General features: G+C 37.2%; 14 protein-coding genes. 12 read left to right on the top strand and 2 right to left on the bottom strand.

The window, feature by feature from the left end:
* Positions 1-7: 7 nt before the first annotated feature.
* Positions 8-1225: a nucleotidyltransferase gene (locus tag BkAM31D_RS14055; RefSeq protein ID WP_066150518.1), complete on the bottom strand. Its 1218-nt coding sequence runs from the start codon at positions 1223-1225 to the stop codon at positions 8-10.
* A gap of 208 nt (positions 1226-1433) precedes the next feature.
* On the opposite strand from BkAM31D_RS14055, the gene BkAM31D_RS14050 reads away from it, so the two are divergent.
* The 4 genes from BkAM31D_RS14050 (at position 1434) to BkAM31D_RS14035 (ending at position 3883) form a co-directional block, all read left to right on the top strand.
* A complete protein-coding gene (locus tag BkAM31D_RS14050) occupies positions 1434-1949 on the top strand; it encodes a YceD family protein (RefSeq protein WP_066150515.1) in 516 nt (171 codons plus the stop codon).
* 94 nt (positions 1950-2043) lie between these two features.
* The gene (rpmF, locus tag BkAM31D_RS14045) at positions 2044-2217 is read left to right on the top strand and encodes a 50S ribosomal protein L32 (RefSeq protein ID WP_066150512.1); all 174 of its coding nucleotides are present in this window, start codon (positions 2044-2046) and stop codon (positions 2215-2217) included.
* A 129-nt stretch (positions 2218-2346) separates the two neighbouring features.
* Positions 2347-3105 carry an enoyl-CoA hydratase/isomerase family protein gene (locus tag BkAM31D_RS14040; protein WP_066150507.1) on the top strand — a complete coding sequence of 253 codons (759 nt, stop codon included), beginning with the start codon at positions 2347-2349 and terminating at the stop codon, positions 3103-3105.
* A 199-nt stretch (positions 3106-3304) separates the two neighbouring features.
* Positions 3305-3883 (top strand): RsfA family transcriptional regulator, encoded by a 579-nt coding sequence (locus BkAM31D_RS14035; protein ID WP_066150505.1) that lies wholly within the window; start codon positions 3305-3307, stop codon positions 3881-3883.
* Positions 3884-3926: 43 nt separating this feature from the next.
* Here the strand turns inward: BkAM31D_RS14035 and BkAM31D_RS14030 are convergent, their stop codons facing one another.
* Positions 3927-4415, bottom strand: coding sequence for an N-acetyltransferase (locus BkAM31D_RS14030; RefSeq protein WP_066150502.1), 489 nt, complete (start codon positions 4413-4415; stop codon positions 3927-3929).
* 177 nt (positions 4416-4592) lie between these two features.
* Between BkAM31D_RS14030 and BkAM31D_RS14025 the strand changes: the two genes are divergently transcribed.
* From BkAM31D_RS14025 to BkAM31D_RS13990, 8 genes are all read left to right on the top strand, one after another.
* Positions 4593-5504 (top strand): 2-dehydropantoate 2-reductase, encoded by a 912-nt coding sequence (locus BkAM31D_RS14025; RefSeq protein ID WP_066150497.1) that lies wholly within the window; start codon positions 4593-4595, stop codon positions 5502-5504.
* Positions 5505-5506: 2 nt separating this feature from the next.
* Positions 5507-5890, top strand: coding sequence for a DUF3397 domain-containing protein (locus BkAM31D_RS14020; RefSeq protein ID WP_066150494.1), 384 nt, complete (start codon positions 5507-5509; stop codon positions 5888-5890).
* Between the two features lie 81 nt (positions 5891-5971).
* Positions 5972-7588: a bacillithiol biosynthesis cysteine-adding enzyme BshC gene (gene bshC / locus BkAM31D_RS14015; RefSeq protein WP_066150491.1), complete on the top strand. Its 1617-nt coding sequence runs from the start codon at positions 5972-5974 to the stop codon at positions 7586-7588.
* 152 nt (positions 7589-7740) lie between these two features.
* Entirely contained in the window at positions 7741-8172 is a 432-nt protein-coding gene (gene mraZ / locus BkAM31D_RS14010) for a division/cell wall cluster transcriptional repressor MraZ (protein ID WP_066150488.1), read from the top strand.
* A gap of 69 nt (positions 8173-8241) precedes the next feature.
* Entirely contained in the window at positions 8242-9174 is a 933-nt protein-coding gene (gene rsmH / locus BkAM31D_RS14005; protein ID WP_066150485.1) for a 16S rRNA (cytosine(1402)-N(4))-methyltransferase RsmH, read from the top strand.
* A gap of 12 nt (positions 9175-9186) precedes the next feature.
* Positions 9187-9546 (top strand): cell division protein FtsL, encoded by a 360-nt coding sequence (gene ftsL, locus BkAM31D_RS14000; RefSeq protein WP_066150482.1) that lies wholly within the window; start codon positions 9187-9189, stop codon positions 9544-9546.
* Between the two features lie 69 nt (positions 9547-9615).
* Positions 9616-11811 (top strand): penicillin-binding transpeptidase domain-containing protein, encoded by a 2196-nt coding sequence (locus tag BkAM31D_RS13995; protein ID WP_066150479.1) that lies wholly within the window; start codon positions 9616-9618, stop codon positions 11809-11811.
* A 92-nt stretch (positions 11812-11903) separates the two neighbouring features.
* The gene (locus BkAM31D_RS13990; RefSeq protein ID WP_066150476.1) at positions 11904-13829 is read left to right on the top strand and encodes a stage V sporulation protein D; all 1926 of its coding nucleotides are present in this window, start codon (positions 11904-11906) and stop codon (positions 13827-13829) included.
* Positions 13830-13889 lie beyond the last annotated feature (60 nt).

Below are 13889 nucleotides of genomic sequence, written 5' to 3'. Positions count from 1 at the left end.
TATACGGTTAATGGTTAAGAATAATAGGTGAACGGCTAAATTCTTGCTTCATTTCCTTAATGAAATGCTCTTTTTTTAATGGGCTAAGATAAATGTTGGTAACCCGCTCTTCAATTTGTTTTTGAATTCCTGATGCTTTACTAAACTTGGTTATAATAGGTACCTCCCGATCGCTTTTTGTTTTATTTAAATATGATCGTCCATTTTGTGTCATGCCTAGCAGGCGAATATAAGGTGGCTTATATGTAGAGCAAGCTTCTTCCATTTCTGTTTTTGTCGTATTGGTTAAAATATGTGTTAAAAGACGTTGAAGACGAGTCCATGTATACCGTTTTGTCTTAAATCGTTCCATCAATTCTGTAAAGGACATTGAGTCTTTAATAAGATCTTTCATTCGGTATTCAAGTCCTTCTTCACATTCATATATGGAACGTAACTCCGTTAAAGGTGTAGAAAGAATTTTGTATTGAAGCATGTTAAAATAATGCTCCCATGTATGGAGTAACTGATAGGAACGTTGATATTCATTTAAGAGAGAAAAGGTTTCTTCAGGCATGACATGACTAATTTCGTTTATATCCTTGTCCATTAATGCTTTACGAATGCTTGTTGCACTGGCAATGGCATGACCGGTTACAAAGGCATCGTGATACTGGGCTTGCTTCCGTAAAGTAGTGGTTGCCTTAATAGAAGCATGTTGGTCACGAATGGCTTTTATATAATGAAACCCAAGAATATTGTTTGGCTCGGTTAAAGATAACATATTAGAAGCAGGATGCAAGTCTTGGAAAGCTGCAGTGGTTGCTCGTGGATAACTATATCCTTTTTTTATGTGTTTTTTTACAAGTTGATCAAATTCATCTTTATGCTCATGCATAAAATCGCTTAGCTGATTGAAGGAATCAACGTCACCAGATTCGCTTCCAAAATTAATATACTCTACTCCAACTTCTTTTAAAATTGCTATAGCTCCATTCGCAAACGTTTCTGCTTTTTGGGTAGAATATATATAGGGGAGTTCTAGTACGATGTCAACGCCTCTAGATAAAGCCATCTCTGTTCTAAACCACTTTGAAACAATGGCGGGTTCACCTCGCTGTAAAAATGACGCACTCATGATAGCGATTACTACATCCGCATGAGTTGCTTGTTTGGCTTGTTCAACTTGGTATAAGTGACCGTTATGAAATGGGTTATATTCAACAACAATTCCTACTGCTTTCAAGATTATCACCTTTTCTGTATTAAAAGTTACATTGTAAGTTAAGTTCGAGTTCTTTACTCTTCTTTCCTGTCATGCTACAATAAATCTCATGCTTTAAACAAGTATTCGATTTCTCTTTTTGATTTGTCTTTCTAGTGTAAAGAAAAAAGGTTGACATTCCAAATATGTAGAGATATACTTAATTTTGTTGTCTTAGAGGTGATCTGCAATGAAATGGTCATTACAGCAATTAGCGATTGCCAAGCATAAACCATTTACATTTGAAGAAACGATTGAGCTTTCTAACTTAAAGAAGTTAAATCCAGAAATAAGATCTGTCTATCCTGTTCATGTAAAAGGAGAAGTTGTATATTCTGGATCCTTGATTACGTTTTTACTCGATGTTAAAGGTGAATTAATTCTTCCTTGTGCAAGAACATTAGCGGATGTACGTTTTTCGATTGATCTTCAGGAATCTGTTCATTTTCATCCTGCTGATGAATATGTAACGACTTCTGTTGAGCAAGATGATATTCATTTCTTTGAAGGGGAAATGATAGATTTAATTCCAGCTATTGAGGAGCTTATTTTACTAGAAGTTCCAATTCAAGTATTTGCTGAAGAGGGAGTAGAAGGACCTGCGCCAAAATCTGGTAAAGACTGGGAACTTTTTAAGCATAATGAGCAAAAGAATCGGATTGATCCAAGATTAGCCGATTTAGCAAAGTTTTTTGAAAAGGAATAGGAAAGTCGAAGCACCGGCAACACGTTCGGGCCTTCATTTCATATAACCAACTAGAAAAGGTTGGGTTGATTAGATTTTTAAGGAGGTGGGAATGATGGCAGTACCTTTTAGAAGAACATCTAAAACTCGCAAAAATAAGCGTCGTACTCACTACAAGTTAGCAGTACCTGGTATGGTTAAATGTCCTGAGTGTGGAGAAATGAAATTAGCACACCGTGTTTGTAAAGAGTGTGGCACATACAAAGGCCAAGACGTAGTTAGCAAGTAATTAGATACGACTAATGAGACGAAGAGTACCTCTTCGTCTTTTTTGTTAGTTAAATAATGATACATATAGTAAAATGATAGTCACGTATAATAGGTTGGTCGAATAAAAAAGAAAAAGGATGGGCGGACGATGGAGCATATCATTGTTGAAAGAGATCCAAACAAAGTAACATGGATTCAAATTAACCGGGAGCCGATAAGAAATGCTCTAAATTTAGATGTGATGGCTGAGATTCATCAAGCATTAGATAATGTTGAAAAGGATGATAGTAGAGTTGTAATTATTACAGGAGCAGGCGATCGAGCTTTTTGTTCAGGTGGTGACTTAACTAGTTTTCAGCATTTACATACAAAAGAACAAGCGGCTGATATGCTTTTTAAAATGGGACAACTATTGGAGCGAATTATGTTTTTTCCGAAAATAACCGTTGCAGCTTTGAATGGGACAGCGGTAGGTGGTGGGAGTGAACTTGCTGTTGCATGTGATTTTCGAGTAGCTGTACCTCACGCCAAAATGGGCTTTATTCAAGGGAAACTTGGTATTACAACAGGTTGGGGTGGTGGTACGATTTTATTACATAGAATTCAGCCATCTTATGCTTTGGAGATGTTAGCGTCAGCTCGTATTTATCCTGTCCAGGAATTAACACAATCGAATTTAGTGCAAGCAATAATAACGGAGCCTCTGAGAATGGGTGTATTAGAATGGCTTTCTCCAATATTAAGGCAAAACGAGAATGTTCTCCATGCATATAAACAAAGGCTATTAGACCAATTTGATCAAGTAAGGATTCAAAAGAATATTAAGAAGGAAATTGATGAATGCTCATCATTATGGGCAACCAAGGAGCATCATGAAGCGGTTAAGGGTTTCTTGACCGGAAAATAATTGTAAGATGAACTCTTTCTTTTGAGATTCATCTTTTTTTAATTGTGAATATTTGTGAGAAAATCAGGTAATAATGAATTACTAGTGTAATTCTATCGAAAAATAAACAAGAGATTCGTCTTTTTTTACTAAATATTAAGTCTTTTAACTCTAGTAGATGCATACGTATAAGCAAATAAAAATTTTGAGGAGGGAAACTATGACAACAATCCGTCAAGATGCGTGGAGTACTGATGAAGACCTCGTTTTAGCAGAGGTTGTATTAAGACATATTAGAGAAGGAAGTACCCAATTATCAGCATTTGAGGAAGTGGGGGACCGTCTTTCAAGAACGAGTGCCGCATGTGGCTTTAGATGGAACTCTACTATTAGAAAAAAATATGAATCAGCCATTGCTCTAGCTAAAAAACAAAGAACAAAAAATAAGAAAGTTACTGAACAAAATGAATGGGAGGAAGAGACGAGTCGAGAAATTACAGAACCGGTTGAAAAGGTTGTCTTACAAGTAAAAGAAAGTGATGATATTGAACGACTCGTTCCCCCTACGCTAACGATGGAAGCGGTTATTTCTTTTTTAGGAGAATATCATGAAAGTATGAAAGAGCGTGTTTCCAAAGAAGAAATAGAACAATTGAAGAGTGAAAATGTTCAATTGCAAAAAGAGCTAGAAAGGGTTAAAGAAGAGAAAAAGGTGATGACGGAGGATTATAAAGCTCTCTTATCGATCATGGATCGTGCAAGGAAGCTTTCATTATATGAAACGTCGCAAGAAACGTAAACAAAGAAAACAGATGACCGAAATCGTCATCTGTTTTGTTGTCTTAAATATTTTCTTCGCTATTTTGCTCATGTACACCAGGAGGATACCAAACAAAAGGACTTTCACCGCGGTCTCTTGATTCTTGATAGGTTGACGCTTCAAAGCCCATATGGGTCCAGAAATCGCTAGAACCTTGGCGACCGTTTGTTTTAATTGGAAGCTTAAGTGATTTTGCAAAATTAACTAAAGCAGCTCCATATCCTTGACCTCTATAAGGCTCAAGAACTTCTAGTTTCCAAAGCTCCAAATAATCTTGTGGAGGATCGAAATAGCGGTCGTATTTTCCTTCAATACGATAGAGGCTCATTCTAGCTACGAGCTTCTTCCCGTAGTAAATCCCGTAAAATGGGGATTCACTATTATCCTCAATGATATTATCTTCTAAATCGCCTTTCATAGAAAGCTCAGCAGCTCCAAATTCACGGAAGTTCTTGAATTCTTCTAGTGTTTTATAATTGACGAGAAGGCGTTTTACTTCATGCTTTTGCATTATACTATCTCCTTTCAAAGAGCATTCCTCAATCATATTTTACTACATATTCCCTTGAAAGCGTTTAAAATAAACAAAAAAGTTTCTTTGAAATTAAAAGTAAAAATAATCTGAAAATAAAATAACGTTAGTTTGAAAAAAATGTGTGGTACAATTTTCTAAAAAAGGAGTGCTAGTATGGAGGTTGCCATAATAGGTTCTGGTTCAATTGGAATGTTAGTTACATATTATTTATCAACCATAAAAAATCAACCGATTTCTGTTTTTACTAACCGTCAGGGACAGACAGATTTAATAAATGAAAATGGCATTAAAATAATTAGAGGTTCTGAAGAAGCAATATCGAAAAATATACGTGCGACAAGGGTAGATTCCATCTCTGTAGATAGAGAAATTGATTTGCTCATATTAACAGTGAAATCTTACCAAGTGGAAGATGTTTTGAAGCAATTAAGTGAACGAAACGTGAAAGTCAATTCGATTTTGTTTATGCAAAACGGAATGGGACATATTGAGTATTTTCCTAAATTAGAAGTGGCTGAAATTGCTGTTGCAGTCGTTGAACATGGTGCAATAAGAAAGAATGATTTCACGGTTCATCATACTGGAATAGGGGCTATAAGGTGGTCTTATGTTCAAAAAGGAACACTAATAATTGAAAACTTTTTTGAATATTGTTTTCCTTCGTACTTTGCCGTACAGCATGAAAGCAGCTGGGAAGAGTTATTACAAAAGAAACTTGTAGTTAATGCCTGTATAAATTCATTAACAAGTTTAATGGAAGTTAAAAACGGTGCATTAATTGCCAACAAAAACTGTTATTCTATGCTGAAAATGGTTTTTAACGAAGTGATGGTTGCCTTAAATGTTGAGGATACGACTCAGCATTGGAACTATGTTCTCGAAGTATGTGAGAAAACAGCCAATAATAAATCTTCTATGTTTATAGATGTAACAAATAATCGAAAAACAGAAGTTGATAGTATAATTGGCTATTTAATTAGAAGAGCTCAAGAGAGTAAGGTGGAGTTATCAATTTTGCCTTTTCTTTTTCAGGCGATTCAAGCAAAGGAAGGGAAGGGGGAATAAATTTGGGTGATTTACTAGCTTGGGTAATTGCTACGATTGTAACCATTCCGCTTTTAGGTTGGTATGTAATATATATTGCAAATGTGAAGATCTCGAAAAACAAAAAAAAATCAATCCGGCGCGCATCGGACTGGACAACTGTATTATTTATGATTGCTGTCTATTTTATCATGTTAGAATTATGGGCAAAATCTTTCTTGTGGATTATACTTGCATTGTTCTTTTTTATTGCATTGATTTTCACTTGGATTCATTGGAAATTATCAGGAGATATTCATATTGGTAAACTATTTAGGGGAATTTGGCGTTTTAATTTTTTGCTTTTTTTTATTCTATATCTATTGTTATGTGGTTTTGGATTACTATACAGAATTTTGATTATATAATGATGCGTTGTACTTGGTCCTTAAACCATTCTTTGCTATGATTAAAGAAGAATTTAGAATGATGAAGGGACGTCAATACATATGGAAGTTATTGAAATAGACGTTAGTAATAGACAAGGTTTTCTTAATGATTATATAAATGGACATCATCAAGCAGCGCAGTTCTTTGATTATTCACTATCAGATAAGGGAATGTATGAGAATAGGCTGGATGATTTATTAAGTCGTTCGTTTCAAAGAGCTGAGCTGGCGGATTATTTCTCGAGCATTCACGAACCTTTGTTGTTTACAACTGAAGCAAAAATGCAGATTGAGAAGCTTCGTCAGCCTAATTCTGTCGTTGTTGTTGGGGGACAACAAGCAGGATTGTTAACAGGACCTTTATATACGGTCTACAAAGCAATTTCTATCATTCATTTAGCGAAACAGAAAGAGAATGAATTAGGCATTCCAGTCGTACCGATCTTTTGGATAGCAGGAGAAGACCATGATTTAGATGAAATTCGATACGTGTATATTGAAAAGAATAATCGTTGGAAAAAACATCTATACAACGATACTTCGTCTAACTCTGCTTCAAATATACCTCTGAATAAAGTTGAAATGGAGAAGTGGTTAACAACGGTCTTTGAATCTTTGCCAGAAACAATTCATACAAAATCGCTTTCTGAAAAGGCAATTGAGTTTCTAAACAAAGCTGAAACGATTACGGACTTTTTTAAGCATTTTATGAATTGGCTTTTTGGTAAAGAGGGATTGTTACTACTTGATGCTCATGATCCTACCATAAGGGAATTAGAACAAAAGTATTTCCAACGAATGATTGAACAGGTTGAAAAACTCCAGCTTTGTCAACAAAAAGGGGCAAAGGAGTTCGCAAGTGCGGGTTATGGCGAACCAATTATTACTGAGGCTGAGAATGCTCATCTTTTTATTGAGGTAGAAGGTGAACGGAAGCGATTAGACTTTCAAGATAACTCTTTTGTTATCAGAGGAACAGATCTTACATATTCTAAGCTAGAGCTTAGTACCCTTTTAAAAGATAGTCCCGAAAAGTTTAGCAATAATGTTGTGACTAGACCTTTAATGCAAGAATGGTTGTTGCCGGTATTGTCGTTCATATCGGGGCCTGGTGAGGTTTTGTATTGGGCTACCTTGAAGCCGGTATTCGAACACTTTGAGTTAAAAATGCCAATTGTTACTCCGAGAATCCAATTAACTTTTGTCCCGACGACAGTGAGCAAATGGTTAAAAGAAACCAATTATGACATTCTTCCATTCTTAGAAGGGAAATCAGACACTTTACGTGAAGAGTGGTTAAGCGAAGTGACAGAATATCCAGTACAAGAGGTGTTGGATAAAGTTAGAAGTGATATTATTGAACATCATCTTCCACTTAGAGAGCTAGCAGAACAAATGGATCCTACGCTAGAGCGTTTAAGTAAGAAAAACTTAGCAATCTTAACGGAACAAATTGATTTTATGGAAAGAAAAATGCAATCTTTCGTTCGACAAAGCCATGAATTAACATTATCAAAATTCAATGAAACGGGTCGCGTGTTAGCTCCGTTAAATCGACCGCAAGAAAGAGTGTTTCACCCAATTTTATTGTTAAATATTATAGGTGAAGAAGGTTTTGATCGATTATTGTCATTAGAATTGTCACATAATCAGAAGCATAAGCTTTTGTATTTGTAAATTGGTGTAAAGTAATTCCGTCGAATTGTGGATAAAAAAATCCTGCCATTAGGTGGGATTTTTTTTGTTGTGGATAAATTGTAAATTTATAGTGGTGTAAAGTGGAGGAATGTGGTAACTTAAGGGTAGTAAGTGGGGGAGTTGGGTAAAAAATGTTTATGGGGGAATATCGCCATAACGTAGATGAGAAAGGACGTATGATTGTTCCGGCTAAATTCCGGGATGAATTAGGCTCGTCTTTTGTTGTTACCCGAGGACTCGACCGATGCTTATTTGTTTATCCACAACAAGAATGGAAAAAGTTAGAGGATCAATTAAAAACACTCCCGTTTACAAAAAAAGATGCTCGAGCTTTTACACGATTTTTCTTTTCTGGCGCAACTGAATGCGAACTCGATAAACAGGGGAGAGTAAATATAGCTTCTCCACTAAGAGAATATGCCCATCTTGATAAAGAATGTGTAGTAATTGGGGTTTCCAACAGAGTTGAAATATGGAGTAAGACAATTTGGGAAGACTATTTTGCCGAGTCTGAAGAGTCTTTTAGTGAAATTGCAGAAAACATTGTGGATTTTGATATGTAAATTTACTTTTTTATCGCTAGTATGGAACTCCTTTTCAAAGTGAAAAGGCGTGTTGGAGGTTAATAAAAAATGTTTCATCACATAACAGTCTTAAAAGAGGAGTCAATAGAAGGGTTAAACATCAAACCGAATGGTATTTATGTTGACTGTACACTAGGCGGCGCAGGTCACTCCTCATTAATCGCGTCTTTGTTAGGAGAAGAGGGTCATCTATTTGCCTTTGATCAAGATGACAAAGCGCTTGCTCATGCAAAAGAGAAACTAATGCCTTATAGTAATAAAGTTACATTTATTAGAAGTAATTTTCGCTATTTGAAAGAAGAATTAGAAAAACATGGAGTGACCGAGGTTGATGGGGTGTTATTTGATCTTGGTGTATCAAGCCCGCAGTTAGATGAAGCAGAAAGAGGTTTTAGTTATCATCAAGATGCTGCACTTGATATGAGAATGGATCAAACAGCTGATTTAACAGCTCATACAGTTGTTAATGAATGGCCATTTGCAAAGTTAGTATCGATTATTTCACGATATGGAGAAGAAAAGTTCGCTAAACAAATAGCTAGAAAAATTGAAGCCTTTCGTGAAAAAAAGAAGATTGAAACAACTGGGGAACTTGTCGAGATAATCAAAGAAGCTATTCCAGCCCCGGCTAGACGAACAGGTGGGCATCCAGCTAAAAGAACATTTCAAGCGATTAGAATCGCTGTGAATGATGAACTAGGAGCATTTGAGGATGCGTTAGAAGATTCGATTAAGTTGTTACGAACAGGTGGAAGAGTTTCGGTTATCACCTTCCATTCATTAGAGGATCGATTATGCAAAGAAGTATTCAAAGAGAAAAGTAAAGGTCCTGACTTACCTCCAGGATTACCTGTTATACCAGAAGGATATGAACCTGAGCTGAAGATTATTACTAGAAAACCAATTGTTCCTTCTGAAGAGGAGCTAGAGGTAAATAATCGTTCACGATCTGCTAAATTACGAGTGGCTGAAAAAAATTAAGGGGGAATGAAAATGAGTATGGTCGCGCGCAAAATTCAAGTGCAAGAGCAAACACAAGTTCAGCAGAAGTCTGTTAAACGAATTCGCCAAGTGAGAAACTCTGTGACACTTGGTGAGAGATTGATTATCGGATTTGTTATGATTGCAACTTTGCTAGTGTTAGCAGCCACAGTTAATAACTATGCGTCTATCTATAGTGTGAACAGAGAAGTGAGTAGCCTTGAATCAGCCGTAGCTCAGCAATCTCAAGTGAATGAAGGCTTATCCTTACAGGTTGTTGAACTAAGTGCCCCTGATCGGATATTACATATTGCAACAGAGCAACTTGGAATGTCACTTGACGATAATAAAGTAAAGATTGTTCAAAACTAGTTCTTTTTAGAGCTAGTTTTTTCCGTTAAGATAGACTTAAGTGTTTTTAGGTAAAATGAGGTGACTATAGTGGAGATTAAGAGATCTGTTACAAATAAAAGAGCATTACTATTACTAATATTGTTCTTGCTTTTGTTTAGTGTCTTATTAGGAAGAATTGTTTATATTCAAGCAAAGAAAGAAATTGATGGTCAAAACTTAGAAGCGTTAGCGAAAGAACGATGGACAAGATCAGAAACGATAAAAGGAGTAAGGGGAACGATTTATGATCGTGCAGGTGATGCTTTAGCTCAAGAATTAAAGTCGTATACGTTCTATGCAGTGCTTGACCCTAACCAACGCAGTTTCGTGAAAAATATAGATGAGACTGCTAGTTTGCTCGCTCCACTAATTGACATGGATGAAAACCAATTAAGGCAGGCTCTAGCAAGAGGTCAAAGTGATGAAAAGTTTCAAATTGAGCTTGGAGCAGGAGCAAGAAATCTAACCCACGAACAGGCGAGGGAAATAATTGAGCTTGGGTTAGATGGAATTGAATATCGAGATGAGCCTCGTCGTTACTATCCTAAACAAACGTATGCATCACATGTAATTGGTTATACGGAACGAGACATGGGAGAAGCGCGTATGGGGATTGAGAGAAGCCTTGATGAGTATTTGCAGGCAGAGGATGGTTCTCTTCACTATCAAAGTGATCGTAGAGGAATTCCATTACCCGATCCAAATCAAAATATAACACCGGCTAAAAATGGACATGATGTGTATTTAACTTTGGACTCAAATATTCAGACAGCATTAGAGCAAGTTATGAGCCAGGTAGAAGCTGATTATGATCCTGAGAAAATCATTGCAATAGTTGCTGATCCGAAAACAGGTGAAATCCTTGCGATGAGCAACCGACCTAGTTTTAATCCGAATCAGTATGAACAAATTACCAACTATTTAAATTATGCGATAACTGATCGGTTTGAACCGGGGTCTACAGTGAAGACATTTACAGTTGCAGCTGCTATTGAAGAAGGAGTCTATAAGGGTGATGAAACATTCCCATCAGGATCCATTCAAATAGCTGACCGAACAATTAGAGACCATAATCAAGCCCGTGGCTGGGGGACAATTACTTATGATGAAGGGTTTTTGAGGTCATCAAATGTAGCGATGTCAAAGATTGCGCTCGAGAAGCTTGGGCCGGAAAAGCTATATCAATATTTAGAGAAATTTGGTTTTTATAACAAAACAGGCATTGATCTACCAAATGAATCTGATAGTTTAATAGCGAATAATGGTCCGGTTGATGCAGCAACGACAGCTTTTGGACAAGGTACTGCTGTAACACCTATTCAACAAATTCAAGCAGCGACAGCAATAGCAAATGATGGGAAAATGATGAAGCCGTACATCATTGACCGAATTATAGACCCAGATACAAATGAAACAATATTGGATAACGAACCTGAACAAATCGGAGAACCAGTTTCTAAAGAGACTGCTGAACAAGTGAGAGATTTATTAGGACAAGTCGTCTCATCATCGGCTGGAACAGGTAACTTGTATAATATTGAAGGCTTTGATGTTGCTGGTAAGACAGGTACAGCACAAATTCGGGATCCTAACGCTGCTGGTTATATTTATGGGCATGGCGAAAACATTTTTTCTTTTCTAGGTATGGCTCCTAAAGATGATCCGCAGTTGATCGTATACGTAGCTGTAGAGAGACCCAAAATCTCGCAAATGGAAACTGGTTCTGTTCCTACCTCTCAGATCTTTAATACGATTATGAAGCATAGCTTGCAATATTTAAGTATTGCTCCAACTGAATCAGAGAATAATGAGCAATCAACAAATGGATTTGTTACGGATAACTATCAAGGGCAAACGATTAAAAAAGTGATTGAAACAGTGGAAGTAAGTGGTGTGGATATAGTTGTTTTAGGTGATGGGAAAAAAGTAGAGGCTCAACAACCCCTCGATGAAAGAGGGATGCTTGTGGGAGAAAGGCTATTTTTACGTACGGATGGAGACGAGTATCAAATGCCTGATATGACTGGTTGGTCTAATCGAGACGTAAGAAGGTTTGCGCAAGTACTAGATATGAATCCAACATTTTTTGGAAACGGATATGTTCTTACTCAAAGTATTGAACCAGGAGTGACAATAAAAAAGGGAGAGTATTTAGTTGTTGAGCTAGGTGGATTAAATGAATTAGAAGAACTGGATGAAGTAGAAGAAGGTGCAGAAGAAACGATGGAAGATACAACTGAATAATAAGAGCTGATGAAACTCGCGCATAGTTCTATCCGATTACGTACAAGCATACGTTTAAACAAGCTGACAAATGTTTGTAGGAGGTATAGACGGTGCGAGTTTCTAATGTAACGGTAAGAAAAAGACTTATTTTAGTGTTGTTCTTTGGACTTGCTATGTTCTTAATCATTGCCTTTAGGTTAGGCTATGTTCAATTTGCTTTGGGTGATTGGTTGACAGATAGAGCAGAGGATTCGTGGAGTAGAGATGTTCCTTTTGAAGCGAAAAGGGGAGAAATAAGAGATCGAAATGATGTGGTTTTAGCTACAAATGTAAGTGCACCTTCTATTCTTGTTGTTCCGCGTCAAGTTCGGGATCCTGTTGATACGGCGGAGAAGTTAGCACAAGTCCTTAATATGGATCGACAAAAAGCGTATGAATTTGTGACGAAACAAGCCTCGATTGTTCGGATCAATCCAGAGGGGCGAAAAATATCAAAAGAAAAAGCTAGTGAGGTCAGAGCGTTACGTTTAGCGGGTGTTTATATTGCCGAAGATAGTAAAAGACATTACCCTTTCGGTAGCTATCTATCTCACGTATTAGGGTTTGCTGGGATCGATAATCAAGGTTTAACTGGTCTTGAATTGTATTACGATGAAAATCTAAAAGGTGAAGGCGGTCATGTGTCTTTTTTCTCTACTGCAAAGGGAAATCGCATGCCTAACTTAGCAGATGAATATACAGCTCCAGTTAATGGGCTAGATTTACGTTTGACGATTGATAGTCGGGTACAAACCATCATTGAAAGGGAGTTAGATATTGCCGAGGCGACGTATAATCCTGATGGGGCCATTGCGATTGCCATGAATCCTAATACAGGAGAGGTACTAGGAATGAGCAGCAGACCTCATTATAACCCTGAGAACTTCCGCAATGTTCCATCTGAGATTTATAACCAAAATAAGCCAGTGTGGATGCAGTATGAGCCTGGATCAACGTTTAAAATTATTACACTAGCAGCAGCGCTAGAAGAAGGAGAAGTAAATCTTGAAAAAGATACCTTTAATGATCCAGGATATATTGAGGTGGCGGGAAGAAATTTAAGGTGTTGGAAAAAAGGTGGACATGGTCACCAAACATTTTTAGAAGTTGTTCAAAATTCTTGTAACCCTGGTTTTGTTGTTTTAGGGGAACGTCTTGGCAAAGACAGACTTTTTGACTATATTGAGGAATTTGGTTTTGGAGAGAAAACAGGAATTGACTTACAAGGGGAAGGGACAGGAATTCTCTTTAATCGTGATCGTGTAGGACCGCTTGAGCAAGCGACAACGGCCTTTGGTCAAGGGGTTGCTGTAACGCCTATTCAACAAGTGGCCGCAGTATCAGCTGCTATAAACGGGGGATATCTTTATCAACCTTTTTTGGCTAAAGAGTGGGTAGACCCATTAACTGGAGAAGTGGTTGAAAGTCAAGCTCCAGTTCTAAAACGACGTGTTATTTCTGATGAAACATCTAAAGAAGTTCGTTATGCATTGGAGCATGTTGTAGCTCTTGGTTCCGGTAAAGGAGCTTATATCGATGGATATCGCGTAGGAGGAAAGACAGGTACTGCTCAAAAGGCTAAAGATGGTAGATATCTCGAAAATAACCATATTGTGTCCTTTATTGGTTTTGCACCTGCTGATGACCCGCAAATTGTTGTGTATGTAGCTGTTGATAATCCAAAGGATACTCTTCAATTTGGTGGAGTTGTTGCAGCCCCCATTGTAGGAAATATTATAGGGGATAGTTTGCTTGAAATGGGTGTTGAAAAAAGAGAGGGACAAATTGAAAAAGAATTAACATGGAATGATGAGCCTTTAGTCGAGGTGCCTGATCTTGTAGGCAGAACAATGCGTGAGCTAAATGAGTCCTATTATGAACTAAAAGTGGAAATGGACGGGGAAGGAAAAGAAGTGCTTGCCCAATCGCCTGAACCAGGTGTAAAAGTGACGCAAGGATCTACAATCCGACTTTATATGGGTGACAAATCCGATTAGAACGTCTAAAATAATCAATGGCACTATTAGCCAATATGTAAATGGAAGAATAGAGAGGTT

The organism is Halalkalibacter krulwichiae, from assembly GCF_002109385.1.
GTDB classification, from domain to species: Bacteria; Bacillota; Bacilli; order Bacillales; family Bacillaceae_D; genus Halalkalibacter; species Halalkalibacter krulwichiae.
Note: the sequence above shows the minus strand (reverse complement) of the source record. Positions and strands in the feature narration are given on the sequence as shown.

Bases quoted from the DNA above. Each gene is read 5' to 3' on its own strand.
- BkAM31D_RS14050 (WP_066150515.1), top strand. From the start codon at position 1,434: ATGAAATGGTCATTACAGCAATTAGCGATTGCCAAGCATAAACCATTT.
- bshC (WP_066150491.1), top strand. From the start codon at position 5,972: ATGGAAGTTATTGAAATAGACGTTAGTAATAGACAAGGTTTTCTTAAT.
- BkAM31D_RS14040 (WP_066150507.1), top strand. From the start codon at position 2,347: ATGGAGCATATCATTGTTGAAAGAGATCCAAACAAAGTAACATGGATT.
- rsmH (WP_066150485.1), top strand. From the start codon at position 8,242: ATGTTTCATCACATAACAGTCTTAAAAGAGGAGTCAATAGAAGGGTTA.
- BkAM31D_RS14030 (WP_066150502.1), bottom strand. From the start codon at position 4,415: ATGCAAAAGCATGAAGTAAAACGCCTTCTCGTCAATTATAAAACACTA.
- mraZ (WP_066150488.1), top strand. From the start codon at position 7,741: ATGTTTATGGGGGAATATCGCCATAACGTAGATGAGAAAGGACGTATG.
- BkAM31D_RS14025 (WP_066150497.1), top strand. From the start codon at position 4,593: ATGGAGGTTGCCATAATAGGTTCTGGTTCAATTGGAATGTTAGTTACA.
- BkAM31D_RS14035 (WP_066150505.1), top strand. From the start codon at position 3,305: ATGACAACAATCCGTCAAGATGCGTGGAGTACTGATGAAGACCTCGTT.
- rpmF (WP_066150512.1), top strand. From the start codon at position 2,044: ATGGCAGTACCTTTTAGAAGAACATCTAAAACTCGCAAAAATAAGCGT.
- ftsL (WP_066150482.1), top strand. From the start codon at position 9,187: ATGAGTATGGTCGCGCGCAAAATTCAAGTGCAAGAGCAAACACAAGTT.